Below are 12,849 nucleotides of genomic sequence, written 5' to 3' on the forward strand. Positions count from 1 at the left end.
ACCGCGCATCGGCCACGCTCCGCCGTGGCGCGCCGCCACCTGGCGGCGCGCCACGGCCGGTAACGAAGTGATCGCGAAATTACTGGGCCGTCTCGTTGTTGTAGCTCTTGAGGGTCTTGTCCTTCGTACCCTCGGAGTGGGCCTTGTTGCCCTGGTTGCCAGCCCGGCTGATGTCCTGCGTCGCGCTCTGGCCGGAAAGCTCGCGGGCCATGCCGCCGATCTGCGCGCGGGCAGTGCCGCCGAAGTAGGTGACGGCAGCGATCGCGGCGATCGCGATGAGTGCGGTGATGATGATGTATTCCGTCATGCCCTGGCCACGCTGACGGATGCGGTACGAGGTGTTGCGGTTGCTCTGACGCTTCGGGTCCATCGGACTACCCCTATCGATAAAGGTTACGGCTCGTCCTTGACGAGTCCGATCCACTAAGGATCAAAGGCGAGCGTCCCCTGTATCAGTCTTTCGACCACGCAAGCACTGAAAGCTACGCATGAACTTTCAGCGGCGTGCAAACTAGCGAATCAAGATGTTCGCTTTGTGAAAACTGTAGAGCGAATGCCCAAAAGTGTGACCGATTAGCCGGAATCGGCGTAAGTATCATCTGACACAAAAGTAGGAATATTCGTTCGAACGCATGATTTTCACATCACTGAATGAATCTTCACGGCACATCGCAGCCTTCGTAAAAAAGCGCTCGGGTTCGTTATCGTTAGCCACCTGGCGGAAACGAGGAGAAAGGATTCATGCTGTTCAGCGCACGACGCACGATTTCCACACTCTTCGTCGCACTGACGACATGTTCAACGGGCGCGACCATGGCCGCCGACACGGCAGGCGCACACGATCATCCGCTGGTGACGCGATTTGCCGGCTCCAGCATCATCGGCTACCAGCAGGTGTCCTACGACAAGGCCGTGCTGCCGCTGGGGCCGATCAAACCAGGCAGCTCAGACCAGTTCACCGCGGCGGACGTGGTCGAGGGCCGCATCACGCGCATCGCCTACGAAGCGCCAGCGGGCAAATCCGTTGTCGAGGTCTACCGCAATTTTGCCCAGGCGCTCGCCAAGGCCGGCTTCAAGGCGCGCTTCGAATGCGCTGGACCATCGTGCGGCAACGGCGCGGATTTCTCCGATCGCGTGATCCAGCCACTGCTTGAACCCATGCATGCGCGCAACGCGATGACCGCTGCCCTCTACGCCGCCAGCGGCGACATGCGGCAGCTGACGGCGCGACTGGAGCGGCCCGAAGGTCGCGTCGACGTGTCACTGCTGGTGGCGCAGGCCGATGAAAAGCGCCCCGTGGGCATCCTGCTGCAGATCGTCGAAGCACAGGCCATGGCCACGGGCCAGGTGAACGTCGATGCGAAGGCGATGAGCCAGGGCCTCGGCCAACAAGGCCATATCGCGCTGTACGGCATCCGCTTCGCCACCGACAGCGCCGACCTCACGTCGGATTCGGACGCCACGCTAGGCCAGATGGCGCAGTTGCTCAAGAATGAACCGACGCTCAAGGTGTTCATCGTCGGTCATACGGACGATACCGGTGAACTCGATCATAACCTGGCGCTTTCGCAGCAACGCGCGGAGTCGGTCGTCAAGGCGCTGACCACGCGCTATGGCGTTGCCGCCCCGCGCGTCGCCGCGAAGGGCGTGGCGTCTTATGCCCCCGTGGCCAGCAATCGCGACGAAGCGGGACGTTCGCAGAATCGCCGCGTCGAGCTGGTGGCGCAGTAGCCGCGAAGGCTGCATTCCCTCCCCCTGCCAAACCTCAGTTCCGGAGATTGCCCCGATGAACCGCAAGCCGATGAAGTCCTCCTTGAAGCGCGTTGCGCTGGCCCTGATGCTGCTGCTTCCCGTCGGCCATGCATTCGGCCAGGGCATCTCATCCCATGCGCTCACACCTGCCGACAAGGCAGCGGTGCGCCAGTACGTGATTACCGAAGCGGTGTTCGGCAAGGTGCGTGCGGCAAGCCATGACGCGCAAGCCAAGGGCGTCGAGCTGAGCCCGTTCAAACCGGGCGCGCATTCGCTCGACGAGTCGGCGGCGGCCCTCGATGCGCAGCCCGCTGCGCACGACATCCTCAAGTCGCACGGACTCACCTCGCACGAATACGTGCTGGCGAGCGCGGCCACCTTGGGCGCGGTGATGACCGTGAAGTACGGCAAGGCCAAATCGAAGAACAACGGCGATGAACTGGTGAATCCGGCAAATATCACCTTCGTGCAGAAGCACATGGACGAACTCGGCGTCGACGACAACTGATCCGGCACTTTTTTATGGCCACTTCCCGCTCGGCGAAGTGACCCGGCAAAATGCGCGTTCCGGCATTTCCAGACCGGCACGCCACGAGGGAACGATGAGCGACGATCTGCATTTCTCCAGCAACTACCGCGACCTCAGCCAGCAGTACGGCACGGGATCGGGCTTCCAGTTCGAGTTCTATTGCCAGTCGTGCAGCGACACGTGGCGTTCACCGTTCGCCCCGTACCGAAGCGGCCAGGCTTCCGGCTGGGTGCGCGAGATCGGCAACTTCGCCAGCAACCTGCTTGGCGGTCTCGGCAACGGACTGGACAACGCCGTCGAAGGGTTGGCCAAGGCCGGCTGGGGCGGTTCGCGCGACGAGGCCTTCAAGGAGGCCATCGCTGCGGCCCAGGCGCATTTCCATCGCTGCGCGCGCTGCCACAACTACGTGTGCGACCGTTGCTGGAGCACTGACAGCGGCCTTTGCCAGACCTGCGCACCCGACCTGTCCACGCAGGTGCAGGCGGCACGCCACCAGGGCAAGCTCGAAGCAGCCATGGACAACGCGCGCGAATTCGGCAAGGGCCAAGCGGGCCAGGTCGACGTGGCGACCGCCAAGCAGCTCGTGTGCCCGCAGTGTGGCTGTGAAGCGCGCGGCGGCAAATTCTGTCCCGATTGCGGTTTTCGATTGGCCGCGCCGGACGAATGCAGCGGTTGCCACGCCAAGCTCCCCGCGGGAAGCCGTTTCTGCCCTGAATGCGGCGAACGCACCAGCGCACCCGTGGCCAAGGCCTGACCCAAGGCGCCATTGCACGCATCGCGCATGGGTATGGATGCGCGATGCGTGTCAGCGAAGCATGGGTTCGATCACGCCGCCACCATCCGGAGAGAGCGATGGTGACCCGGTGCCTCAATGGCCCGGCGCACTGCCCGGATGCGAAATGAAACGCGGCGGCGTCGCTTCGTCGGCAAACTGCCAGGCGCTCAGATACGCGAGTTTCAGGATCTTCGCCATTTTCGGATAGTCGATCTTGTCGGCCGTGTCGCTGGGATGGTGATAGTCCGGATGGAAACCGGTGAACCACCAGAACGCCGGCACGTTGTGCAGCACGAACGGGAACTGGTCGGAGCGGAAGAACACGTTCAACGCGTATTCGTGGTCGAAGCGGTCATCCAGCACCAGGCCCACCTGTTCGTTCTGCTTCGCCACCGTGCGTTGATAGTCGGGGCTGTAGGCGGCGCCGATCAGGTTGAGCCGGTTGCTGGTGTCGGCCGGCACGTCGATCAGGCCGTCCGTCTGCTGGCTGGGCTTCTCGTCGCGGCCGATCATGTCGAAATTGATCATGGCGCGCGTGGTGTCGAGCGGCCGGAGCGGATGCGCCGCCATGTAGTAGGCGCCGAGCAGGCCGCGCTCCTCCGCCGCGAACACCGCGAACAGGATCGAGCGCCTGGGCTTGACGGGGTTGGCCGCGAAGGCGCGCGCCAACGTCACCACGCCGACCGTGCCGGAGGCGTTGTCGTCCGCGCCATGCCAGATCTTGTCGCCACTCTGGCCATCATGGTCATGATGGCCGCTGATGATGATGGTCTCCGGCGCCAGCTTCGGATCGCTGCCCTCCACCAGGCCCACCACGTTCCAGGTGGTCGCTTCGCGCCGCGACGTGTTGTGCAGATGCAGGCTGAGCGTGCCGTCCTGCAGGCCTTCCGAGTGAGGCTTCAGGTCCTTGTCGATCGCATTCTGCAAGGCCATCGGCGTCTCACCGCTGGCGCCGAGCAACTGCTCGGACACCGTCGACGAAATCACCATGGCGGGAATGTGCACGGGGCTGTCCGCCAAAGCCTGCGCGGGAATCGGATTGCCGGCATGCTCGGCGTGGTGGCCGATGCGCGTGCGGATTTCCTGCGCCGACGGATGGTTGTGCGAAGGCTCGGGAGCCAGCAGCACCGCCACGGCACCGTGTTCCTGGGCGTTGAGTATCTTCACGTAGCTCGTTGCGTAGCGGGTATTGCCGGTGCCGTTGAAGACGGAGTCGGCTTTCTTTTCCTGCGGCTCGTGATCGAACACCACGACGATCTTGCCCTTTACATCCAGGCCCGCGTAGTCGTCGTAGCCCAGTTCCGGCGCCGTGATGCCGTAGCCGGCGAATACCAGCGGCGCATCGACGTCGCGATCCTCGGGAAACGAACCGGCGACGTCCGGATCCTTCCACTCCACGGTCTTGCCATGGCGCTTCATGGCCAGGCGCGTGGCTTTCGCGTCCGGACGATACTCGACCAGCGGCACCGCCTGCAGATAGCCGGGCTTGCCCTGGGCATCGGTGGCGATCGGCTTCAGGCCTGCCTTGGCGAATTCGGAGGCGATCCACTGCACGGCCGCATCGTCGCCCGGCTGCAGCGAAAGCCTGCCCTGCAGCGCATCGGAGGCGAGGAATCCGATATCGGCGCGAAGGTCGGTTTCGCGAATCTGGTCGAGGCCCGCCTGCTCGCGCGAGGGAGAGCCGGCGAAGGCGGTGGCGGACAGCGTCGTGGCGAGTACAGCCGCGAGTAGCGTGCGAGACATGGGGGCTCCGATGAAGTGGACTTCGGGATGTCTGGACTTCCCTGAGGGTGCCACGACCTCAAGCCCCGGGCAAACCCGCTTGTCGTCAGCCCAGCAGTTTTTCGCAGACGGCCTGGTAGAGCGAAGGCAACTTTTCGAGGTCGGCCACGGCCACGCACTCGTCCACCTTGTGGATCGTCGCATTCACCGGGCCGAGCTCCACGACTTCCACGCCCAGCGGTGCGATGAAGCGGCCGTCCGAGGTGCCGCCGCCGGTGCTCTCCTCCGGCGAGATGCCGCACAGCTCGCGGCATGCCGCGATCACCGCATCGCGAACCGCGCCGCCGGGCGGCGTAAGAAAAGGCTCGCCGGAAAGCGACCACTGGATCTGCCAATCGAGCCCGTGCCTCGAGAGGATCGCTTCGGTGCGCGCACGCAGGTCGTCGGCACGGCTCGCCGTGCTGTAGCGAAAATTGATCAGCGCGCAGAGCGTGCCCGGGATGACGTTGTTCGCGCCCGTGCCCGCGTTGAGGTTGGAAACCTGGAACGACGTGGGCGGAAAATCTTGGTTGCCTTCGTCCCATCGTTCGGCGGCGAGCTCGGCAAGCGCCGGTGCGAAGGCGTGGATGGGGTTCCTGGCTTTTTCCGGGTATGCCACGTGCCCCTGCACGCCACGCACGGTCAACGTGCCCGACAGCGAGCCACGACGGCCTACACGGATCAGGTCGCCCAAGCGCTCCTTCGAGGACGGCTCGCCGACCACGCACCAATCGATGCGCTCGCCCTTGGCGCGAAAATGCCCGGCGACACGGCGCACGCCATCGAGATTGTCCGGACCTTCCTCGTCGCTGGTCAGCAATAGCCCCACCCGCCCGCGGTGCCGCGGATGCGCCGCCACGAATGCTTCAAGCGCCACCACCATCGCCGCCACCGAGCCCTTCATGTCGGCGGCGCCACGTCCGTACAGATAGCCATCGCGAATGGACGGCTCGAACGGATCGCTGCTCCACGCTTCGACGGGCCCGGTGGGCACCACGTCGGTATGCCCCAGGAACACCAGGGTCGGCGCGCCTTCGCCATGGGTCGCCCACAGATTGTCGACGTCGCCATAGCGCAACGATTCGCAGCGAAAACCGGCGCGGGCGAGCCGCTCCGCCAGCACCGCCTGGCAACCGGCATCGTCCGGTGTCGTCGAGCGACGACGGATCAGGTCACTGGCAAGTTCGAGCACATCGGTCATGGCGTACGGGTCGAGGGGGAAAGGCTGCGACAGCATACCAAGCGATGCCCGGCGCGCCCGCTAACCCGTGATCGCGGCGCCGAGCAGGTGCCCTACCAGATAGGTGATGGCGCTGGCCGACAGCGTGATGCCCACCTGCCGCGCGATGGAGAACAGCAGGCCACGGCCAGTGAACAGGGACGTGCCGAGCGCGATGAGCACGAGCCCGACGAAGGTCGTTGCGATGCTTGCCGTCAACGCCTGCGACCCATGCAGCACGAAGTAAGGTGCCACGGGAAAGATGGCGCCGAAGGCGAACAGGCAGAACGAAGAGATCGAGGCGCTCCAGGCGGAGCCGCCAAGATCGGCGGGATCCACGCCCAAATCTTCGCGCACCATCGTGTCCAGCGCGGCGCGCGGCGTGTCCAGCAGATGCCTGGCCAGCGCGTCCGCGGCCTTGGCGTCCAGGCCCTTTTCGCGATAGGTGCGCGCCAGGTACTGCATGCCGTCTTCGGGAGCGACGGCCAGGCGCTCGGCGCGCTCGGTGATCTGCGCCTGGTAGAACTCGCGCGAACTGTTCACCGACAACCACTCGCCCAGCGCCATCGAACACGCGCCCGCCACCAGACCCGCAAGGCCCGCGAGCAGCACGGCGTGATCGCCGCTCGACGCACCGGCCATGCCCATCACCAGGCTGGTATTGGAAACGAGCCCGTCGTTGGCGCCCAGCACGGCGGCACGCAGCGTGTTGCCACTCTGCGTGGCATGCCGCCCATGCCGCATCGGCAAGGCGTCGTCGGCGAAGTGGTTGCGCTGCCCTTGCCGGTCCACCGGCGTGGCCAGATGGTCCGCGTGCTCCATGCGCACGACCGTGGGCATCACGAACTCGGTGCCGAACCGCGCGGCCAGCCAGCCCAGCACCTTCACGCGCACACCCGTGCGCTGCGGAGGCACCGCCTCGCCGTGCTCCCGCAGCCGCGCCTCCCAGAAACCCGCGTTGGTCTGCTCGATGTCCGCGATGCGCCGATAAGCGGTGGCGAGACGCTCGTTGCGCGCAAGCTTGGCCAACCGCCGGTACAGCACGGCGTTGTCGCGCTCGATGCGCAGGTTGCTGCGGAAGCGCTGCGTGCGTGGCGTGGTCATACCGGTTCCAGGAGAGTCATTCGTCCAACGGCTCCTCGCGCTGCCCCAGGTAGACCAGCGCGGCCAACAACACCACCACGAAGCGGAAGGCGCTTTCCAGCCCGTTCCATTGCGTGGACATCCACATGCCGAACCACTCGCCGCCCACGGCGAGAAAACCGCCAAGCCACAGCAGCATCCCGGTGGTGATGCCGAGCACGCCCAGCCGCTTGGCCCGATGGAAGGTTTCGCTGCCCGCCGTGCGCGCGCGCCAAAGACGCCACGCGCCCAGGCCGCACAAGACGGCGGCAAGCGTTTCGACCGCGATGATCAGCGCATAGGCCACGCGTTGCAGCAGCGGCGAGGTGATGGCGCGATAGTGGATGCCCGCGCCCGGAAAGATCGTGTCCATCGCCAGTACATGCTGTACGAAGGGCCAGTTGCTGCCGTAATCGGTAAGGTTGCCGAAGGCGACCAGCGTCAGCCACAACGCGATGGCGGCCATCAGCAGGATCTTGGACAGGCGCACCACCATGGAGCGCCTCCCCTCAGCGTCCGAACAGCTTCTTGAAGCCGTTGTCGGTGAAGCCGACGCTGACCGAACCGTCGTCCTGCAACACCACGGGACGACGCACCAGCGCCGGATACTCCTTGAGCAACAGCGTCCACTCCGGATCGCTGCCCGGGTTCTTGCGCTGCGGCAGCAGGTTGCGCCAGGTGGTCGAGGCCTTGTTGACCAGCTTTTCCCAACCGCCCAATTGCTGCGCCCAGGCCTTCAGCGTCGCGGCCGGCACCGGGTTGGCGCGGTAGTCGACGAAGGTGTGCGGCACGTCGAATCGGTCCAGCCAGTTGCGAGCCTTGCGGCAGGTATCGCAGGTGGTGAGGCCGTACAGGGTCACGCTCATTCGGCGCTCCGCAGCAGTTCGTTGATGCCGGTCTTGCTACGGGTCTTTTCGTCCACCTGTTTGACGATGATCGCCGCGTACAGGCTGTGCGTGCCGTCCTTGGAAGGCAGGCTGCCGGCCACCACGACGCTGCCCGCAGGCACACGGCCATAGCTGACCTCGCCGGTCGCGCGGTTGTAGATGCGCGTGGACTGGCCCAGGAACACACCCATGCCGATCACGCTGCCCTTCTCCACGATCACGCCTTCGACCACTTCCGAACGCGCGCCGATGAAGCAGTGGTCCTCGATGATGGTCGGGTTGGCCTGCAGCGGTTCCAGCACGCCGCCGATGCCGACGCCGCCGGACAGATGCACGCTCGCGCCGATCTGCGCGCACGAACCCACCGTGGCCCAGGTGTCGACCATGGTGCCCGCGCCCACGTAGGCGCCGATGTTCACGTAGCTGGGCATCAGCACGGCGTCCTTGGCCACATGTGCGCCACGACGCACCAGTGCGCCCGGCACCACGCGTGCGCCCAGGCCCTGCAGTTCGGCATCGTTGCCATGCGCGAAGCGCAGCGGCACCTTGTCGAAGGCCAGCGCCGGGCCACCGTCGACCACCTGGTTGCCGTTGATGCGGAAATACAGCAGCACCGCTTTCTTGATCCACTGGTTCACCACCCAGTCGCCCTTGCCGTCCGGCTCGGCCACGCGGCGCTCGCCGCTTTCGAGCAGGTTGATGACCTGCTCCACGGCCGGACGCAGATGCGTCTCGATTTCCGCCTGGGTCAGTTCGTTGCGACGCTCGAAGGCGTCCTCGATGAGGGACTCGATGCTTTGCATGGGGTGTTTCGCAGGACTGAGTGGGATACCCACGAATGCTAACGCAGCCGCGGGGTCACCGACACAGGAAATGGCCGTACGCGGCCGAAATAGCCGTTCGTCCGATCAGGATCCCGACGCCCGCGCGCCACGCGGCACCGTCAGGCTGCCCGGCTGGTGCCCAATCGATCCAGCAGCGCATGGAGCAGCTTGTCCTGCTGGTCGATGCCGAGCGGCGCGTCATGGCGATTGGTGATCAGGAAAAAGTCCTCCACGCGCTCGCCGAAGGTGGCGATGCGCGCGTCATGCACGCGCACGCCCGACTCGAACATCACCTGCGCCACGGCCGCGAGCAATCCGGGGCGATCGCTGCACACCAGGGCCAGTCGCGTGCGCCCGCCGGTGGTGCTGAAGGAAATCTTCGGCGTCGCCTGGAAGTGCTTGAGGTGTCGCGACATGCTGCGTCGTGACGGCTGGTGGACGTGCCCCGGCTGCGAAAGGGCGCGGTGCAGGCGTTGCTTCAGCTCTTCGGAGCGCTCCGGCGAGGCCGGCTGCTGCGACTCCGACTCCAGCAAGAGGAAGGTATCCAGCGCCATGCCGGTGGAGGAACTCAGGATGCGCGCCTCCATCACCGAGAAATGCAGCCGGTCGAGCATGATCGCCACCGCGGCGAACAGGCCATCGCGGTCCGGCGTATAGACGAAGAGTTCGGTCGTGCCACGCACCGACTGCGGATGCACGGCGACCAGTGGCGTGGCGCCCCGCGCCTCCAGGATCGCAGCCGTCTGCCACGCGATCTGCTCGGGTCGATGGCGAAGAAAGCTCTGCTCGGGAAAACCGCGCCACACGCGTGCAAGCGTGTCGGGCGCATAGCCCTCCCCGGCCAATATCGCCTGCGCCTGCTCGCGGCAGGCGGACACCCGGGCCACCGCATCGGACGGCAACTCGTCCTCGCTGCGCAACGCATAGCGTGTAGCCGTATAGAGGTCCGCCAGCAGGCGGTCCTTCCAGCCGTTCCACAGCTTGGGACTGGTACCGATGATGTCGGCGATGGTCAGCAGGTAGAGATAGTCCAGTCGCGCGGAATCACCCACCGTCTCGGCGAAACGCTGCACCACGTCGGGATCGGTGATGTCCTGACGTTGCGCCGTGGTGCTCATCAGCAGATGCCAGCGCACCAGCCATGCCACCAGTTGCGTGTCCTCCTCCGGCAGGCCCAGGCGCGCGCCGAAGGCCAGCGCCTCCTCCTCGCCGAGCACCGAATGGTCGCCTCCGCGCCCCTTGGCGATATCGTGGAAAAGCGCAGCCAGCAGCAGCAATTCCGGCTTGGGCAACGTCGGCCAGATCTCGCAGGCGATGGGGAATTCCGACGACGCCCCCGGGTCGGCGAAGCGCGCCACGTTGCGCAGCACGCGCAGCGTGTGCTCATCCACCGTGTAGACGTGGAACAGGTCGTATTGCATGCGGCCGAACACCTTGCCGAAGGCGGGCAGGATCGCGGCCAGCAGGCCATGGCGATTCATCCGCCACAACGCTTCCACGGCCGGCGCCCCCAGGCGAAGCAATCGCAGGAACGCGGCCAGCACGTCGGGATCATCGCCCAGCGAACCATCCAGCGCGGCCGAGGCCTGGTGCATGCGTCGCATGGTGTCCGCCGTGAAACCGGTGATGCCCGGTTCGCCGAGCCGCGCGATGAAGGCTTCGACGAGCGCCGCATGACGTCGCATGAAAATATCGGGATCACGCGCGGCGAGGCGCTTGCCGTAGCGCACGAAGTCCTCGCCTACCGGCTGCGCGGCGGTCGGCGGCTCCAGCATTTCCTCGAAACGCTCCGCGATCTGCACGCCAAGCCGTTCCACCTGGCTGGCCGCGCGGTAATACCCCTGCATGAACTGCTCGACGCCGAGGTTCTTCTCGTGTTCGTCCTGGAAACCAAGGCTGGCAGCGAGCGCACGCTGGTAGTCGAACAGCAGGCGTTCCTCCGCACGACCCGCTTCCAGGTGCAGCGCGAAACGATAGCGGCGCAGGGTGGCCTCGGATTGCTCCAGCGAGTCCTTCTCCGCGGGATCGAGCAAGCCTTCGGCCACCATGTCGTCGAAGTCATCCGCATGCGCCAGGCGCCTTCCCAGCCAACGCAATGAATCGAGCGTGCGCAGTCCGCCGGGGCCGTCCTTCAGGTTGGGCTCCAGGTTGTACGCCGTGTCGTTGTAGCGCGCATGCCTCGCGTCGCGCTCGGCGAGGCGAACGGCGAGATACGCCGCAGGCGGCCACAAGGCCGGATCGTTGATGATCGCCGCCAGCCCCGCTTCCATCGCCGCATCGCCAACCAGGCGCCGTGCGTCGAGCAGGCTGGTAAAGACACTGGCGTCCTCCGCGGCCAATGCACGGCATTGCGCGAGATCGCGCACCGCATGACCGACCTTCAGGCCGATATCCCAAAGCGTGGCAAAACACTGCTCCAGCGCACGAAGACGCGCCGGTTCGGAAGGCCCGACCAGCGCCAGCAGATCGACGTCCGAATGCGGAAACAGCAAACCCCGGCCAAAACCGCCCACCGCGAACAACGCCGCGTCACTCACCTCGCCCAGGCAGGCCGTCCACACATGCACCACGATGCGCTGCACCGACTCGCTGCGCCGATGCGCCAATGCGGTGGCATCGGCGCCCTGCCGAAACGCCGTCGCCAGCGCGCGGTCCACATCCCCCAGCAACTGGCGCAACGCCCGGCGCGCATCGCTCGACACACCCGAGCGCGGCACCGCCACGGGCAGACGAGGCAAAGGGGGCAGCACGATCGGGGCGACGGGCATGGTCAGCAGACGCGTGTGGCAGTGCAGCAAGTCTGCCATGCATGGCGCCTGGAAGCAGTCATGTGTTGATGAAATTGGCGAGGAAATTTCGAAGGGCGACCGCAAGCCCCACCCCTCACCCCAGCCCTCTCCTCGCTCCTCATCGAAACGCCCGCTGCGTAGGCGGCAACCTAGCCGTGTCGCGACAGCCGAAGACTGTCGCTACTGGATCCCGGCCTACGCCGGGATGACGACCGTGGAGACTGTCGCGAAAGGATGTCGCGCACAGGGTGCGCTCCTACAGGGAGGCCAACCGCAAACACGCGCCGTCACGGCGCGGGAGGATGAAAGCGGGGGCTCGATGTCGCGTGAAGCGACATTCGCCCAAAAAAAAGAAGGGCCGCCGAAGCGACCCTCCCTCAAACCTCACGCCGCATCCGGCCAAGGCGTCAAAATCTCGAACCCGTCATCCGTCACCGCGATGGTGTGCTCCCACTGCGCCGACAGCGAATGATCCTTGGTGACCACCGTCCAGCCGTCCGGCAACTGCTTGGTCTGCGGCTTGCCCGCATTGACCATCGGCTCGATGGTGAAGGTCATGCCCTTCTTCAGCTCAAGGCCCGTGCCCGAGCGGCCGTAATGCAGCACCTGCGGCTCGTCGTGGTAGACCTTGCCGATGCCGTGGCCGCAGTACTCGCGCACCACCGAGAAGCCGGCCGCTTCCGCGTGCTTCTGGATCGCCGCGCCGATGTCACCCAGCGTGGCGCCGGGGCGCACGGCGCGGATGCCTTGCATCATCGCCTCGAAGGTGGTGTCGACCAGGCGCTTGGCCAGCACCGACGGGGTACCGACGAAATACATGCGGCTGGTATCGCCGTGCCAGCCGTCCTTGATGACGGTGACATCGAGATTGATGATGTCCCCATCCTTCAGCAGCTTGGCCGGGCTCGGGATGCCGTGGCAGATCACGTGGTTCACGGACGTGCACAACGTCTTGGGGAAGCCGTTGTAGCCGACATTGGCGGGAATCGCCTTCTGTACCTTGGTGATGTGCTCGTAGGCGAGGCGGTCAAGGTCCTCGGTGGTGACACCGGGCTTGACGTGCTCTTTGAGCATGGCCAGCACTTCGGCGGCCAGCTTGCCGGCCTCGCGCATGGACTGGATGTCTTCGGGGGTTTTCAGGGTGACTGCCATAGCTGTGCTCATATGGCGGCAATTGCCCAGAAATCCAGC

12 protein-coding genes are annotated in these 12,849 nt (G+C 65.5%); 3 read left to right on the top strand and 9 right to left on the bottom strand.

Annotated elements, in window-relative coordinates; translation table 11 throughout:
- Positions 1-79 precede the first annotated feature (79 nt).
- The gene (locus tag JMF82_RS08045; RefSeq protein ID WP_201314012.1) at positions 80-370 is read right to left on the bottom strand and encodes a pilus assembly protein; all 291 of its coding nucleotides are present in this window, start codon (positions 368-370) and stop codon (positions 80-82) included.
- 371 nt (positions 371-741) lie between these two features.
- Between JMF82_RS08045 and JMF82_RS08050 the strand changes: the two genes are divergently transcribed.
- From JMF82_RS08050 to JMF82_RS08060, 3 genes are all read left to right on the top strand, one after another.
- Positions 742-1,731: an OmpA family protein gene (locus JMF82_RS08050; protein WP_201314013.1), complete on the top strand. Its 990-nt coding sequence runs from the start codon at positions 742-744 to the stop codon at positions 1,729-1,731.
- A 55-nt stretch (positions 1,732-1,786) separates the two neighbouring features.
- Complete coding sequence (locus JMF82_RS08055) at positions 1,787-2,260, top strand: hypothetical protein (RefSeq protein WP_201314014.1); 474 nt, start codon at positions 1,787-1,789, stop codon at positions 2,258-2,260.
- 94 nt (positions 2,261-2,354) lie between these two features.
- A complete protein-coding gene (locus JMF82_RS08060; RefSeq protein ID WP_201314015.1) occupies positions 2,355-3,035 on the top strand; it encodes a zinc ribbon domain-containing protein in 681 nt (226 codons plus the stop codon).
- A 114-nt stretch (positions 3,036-3,149) separates the two neighbouring features.
- Here the strand turns inward: JMF82_RS08060 and JMF82_RS08065 are convergent, their stop codons facing one another.
- From JMF82_RS08065 to map, 8 genes are all read right to left on the bottom strand, one after another.
- Positions 3,150-4,799, bottom strand: coding sequence for a M20/M25/M40 family metallo-hydrolase (locus JMF82_RS08065; RefSeq protein WP_201314016.1), 1,650 nt, complete (start codon positions 4,797-4,799; stop codon positions 3,150-3,152).
- An 85-nt stretch (positions 4,800-4,884) separates the two neighbouring features.
- Positions 4,885-6,018, bottom strand: a complete 1,134-nt coding sequence (gene dapE, locus JMF82_RS08070) for a succinyl-diaminopimelate desuccinylase (RefSeq protein WP_201314054.1) — start codon at positions 6,016-6,018, stop codon at positions 4,885-4,887.
- A 60-nt stretch (positions 6,019-6,078) separates the two neighbouring features.
- Positions 6,079-7,140 carry a VIT1/CCC1 transporter family protein gene (locus JMF82_RS08075; protein ID WP_201314017.1) on the bottom strand — a complete coding sequence of 354 codons (1,062 nt, stop codon included), beginning with the start codon at positions 7,138-7,140 and terminating at the stop codon, positions 6,079-6,081.
- Between the two features lie 16 nt (positions 7,141-7,156).
- The gene (locus JMF82_RS08080; RefSeq protein ID WP_201314018.1) at positions 7,157-7,654 is read right to left on the bottom strand and encodes a DUF2165 domain-containing protein; all 498 of its coding nucleotides are present in this window, start codon (positions 7,652-7,654) and stop codon (positions 7,157-7,159) included.
- Between the two features lie 13 nt (positions 7,655-7,667).
- Positions 7,668-8,024: a Spx/MgsR family RNA polymerase-binding regulatory protein gene (locus JMF82_RS08085; protein WP_201314019.1), complete on the bottom strand. Its 357-nt coding sequence runs from the start codon at positions 8,022-8,024 to the stop codon at positions 7,668-7,670.
- On the bottom strand, positions 8,021-8,848 hold the full coding sequence (dapD, locus tag JMF82_RS08090; protein WP_201314020.1) for a 2,3,4,5-tetrahydropyridine-2,6-dicarboxylate N-succinyltransferase: 828 nt from the start codon (positions 8,846-8,848) through the stop codon (positions 8,021-8,023). The genes JMF82_RS08085 and dapD overlap by 4 nt, the downstream gene beginning before the upstream one ends.
- Before the next feature lie 140 nt (positions 8,849-8,988).
- Positions 8,989-11,637, bottom strand: a complete 2,649-nt coding sequence (gene glnD / locus JMF82_RS08095; protein WP_201314055.1) for a [protein-PII] uridylyltransferase — start codon at positions 11,635-11,637, stop codon at positions 8,989-8,991.
- A 405-nt stretch (positions 11,638-12,042) separates the two neighbouring features.
- Positions 12,043-12,810 carry a type I methionyl aminopeptidase gene (gene map, locus JMF82_RS08100; protein WP_201314021.1) on the bottom strand — a complete coding sequence of 256 codons (768 nt, stop codon included), beginning with the start codon at positions 12,808-12,810 and terminating at the stop codon, positions 12,043-12,045.
- Positions 12,811-12,849 lie beyond the last annotated feature (39 nt).

Origin of the sequence: Dyella sp. EPa41, from assembly GCF_016586165.1 — a bacterium.
GTDB lineage: Bacteria > Pseudomonadota > Gammaproteobacteria > Xanthomonadales > Rhodanobacteraceae > Dyella.

Bases quoted from the DNA above. Each gene is read 5' to 3' on its own strand.
- JMF82_RS08045 (WP_201314012.1), bottom strand. From the start codon at position 370: ATGGACCCGAAGCGTCAGAGCAACCGCAACACCTCGTACCGCATCCGT.
- JMF82_RS08050 (WP_201314013.1), top strand. From the start codon at position 742: ATGCTGTTCAGCGCACGACGCACGATTTCCACACTCTTCGTCGCACTG.
- JMF82_RS08055 (WP_201314014.1), top strand. From the start codon at position 1,787: ATGAACCGCAAGCCGATGAAGTCCTCCTTGAAGCGCGTTGCGCTGGCC.
- JMF82_RS08060 (WP_201314015.1), top strand. From the start codon at position 2,355: ATGAGCGACGATCTGCATTTCTCCAGCAACTACCGCGACCTCAGCCAG.
- JMF82_RS08065 (WP_201314016.1), bottom strand. From the start codon at position 4,799: ATGTCTCGCACGCTACTCGCGGCTGTACTCGCCACGACGCTGTCCGCC.
- dapE (WP_201314054.1), bottom strand. From the start codon at position 6,018: ATGACCGATGTGCTCGAACTTGCCAGTGACCTGATCCGTCGTCGCTCG.
- JMF82_RS08075 (WP_201314017.1), bottom strand. From the start codon at position 7,140: ATGACCACGCCACGCACGCAGCGCTTCCGCAGCAACCTGCGCATCGAG.
- JMF82_RS08080 (WP_201314018.1), bottom strand. From the start codon at position 7,654: ATGGTGGTGCGCCTGTCCAAGATCCTGCTGATGGCCGCCATCGCGTTG.
- JMF82_RS08085 (WP_201314019.1), bottom strand. From the start codon at position 8,024: ATGAGCGTGACCCTGTACGGCCTCACCACCTGCGATACCTGCCGCAAG.
- dapD (WP_201314020.1), bottom strand. From the start codon at position 8,848: ATGCAAAGCATCGAGTCCCTCATCGAGGACGCCTTCGAGCGTCGCAAC.
- glnD (WP_201314055.1), bottom strand. From the start codon at position 11,637: ATGCCCGTCGCCCCGATCGTGCTGCCCCCTTTGCCTCGTCTGCCCGTG.
- map (WP_201314021.1), bottom strand. From the start codon at position 12,810: ATGGCAGTCACCCTGAAAACCCCCGAAGACATCCAGTCCATGCGCGAG.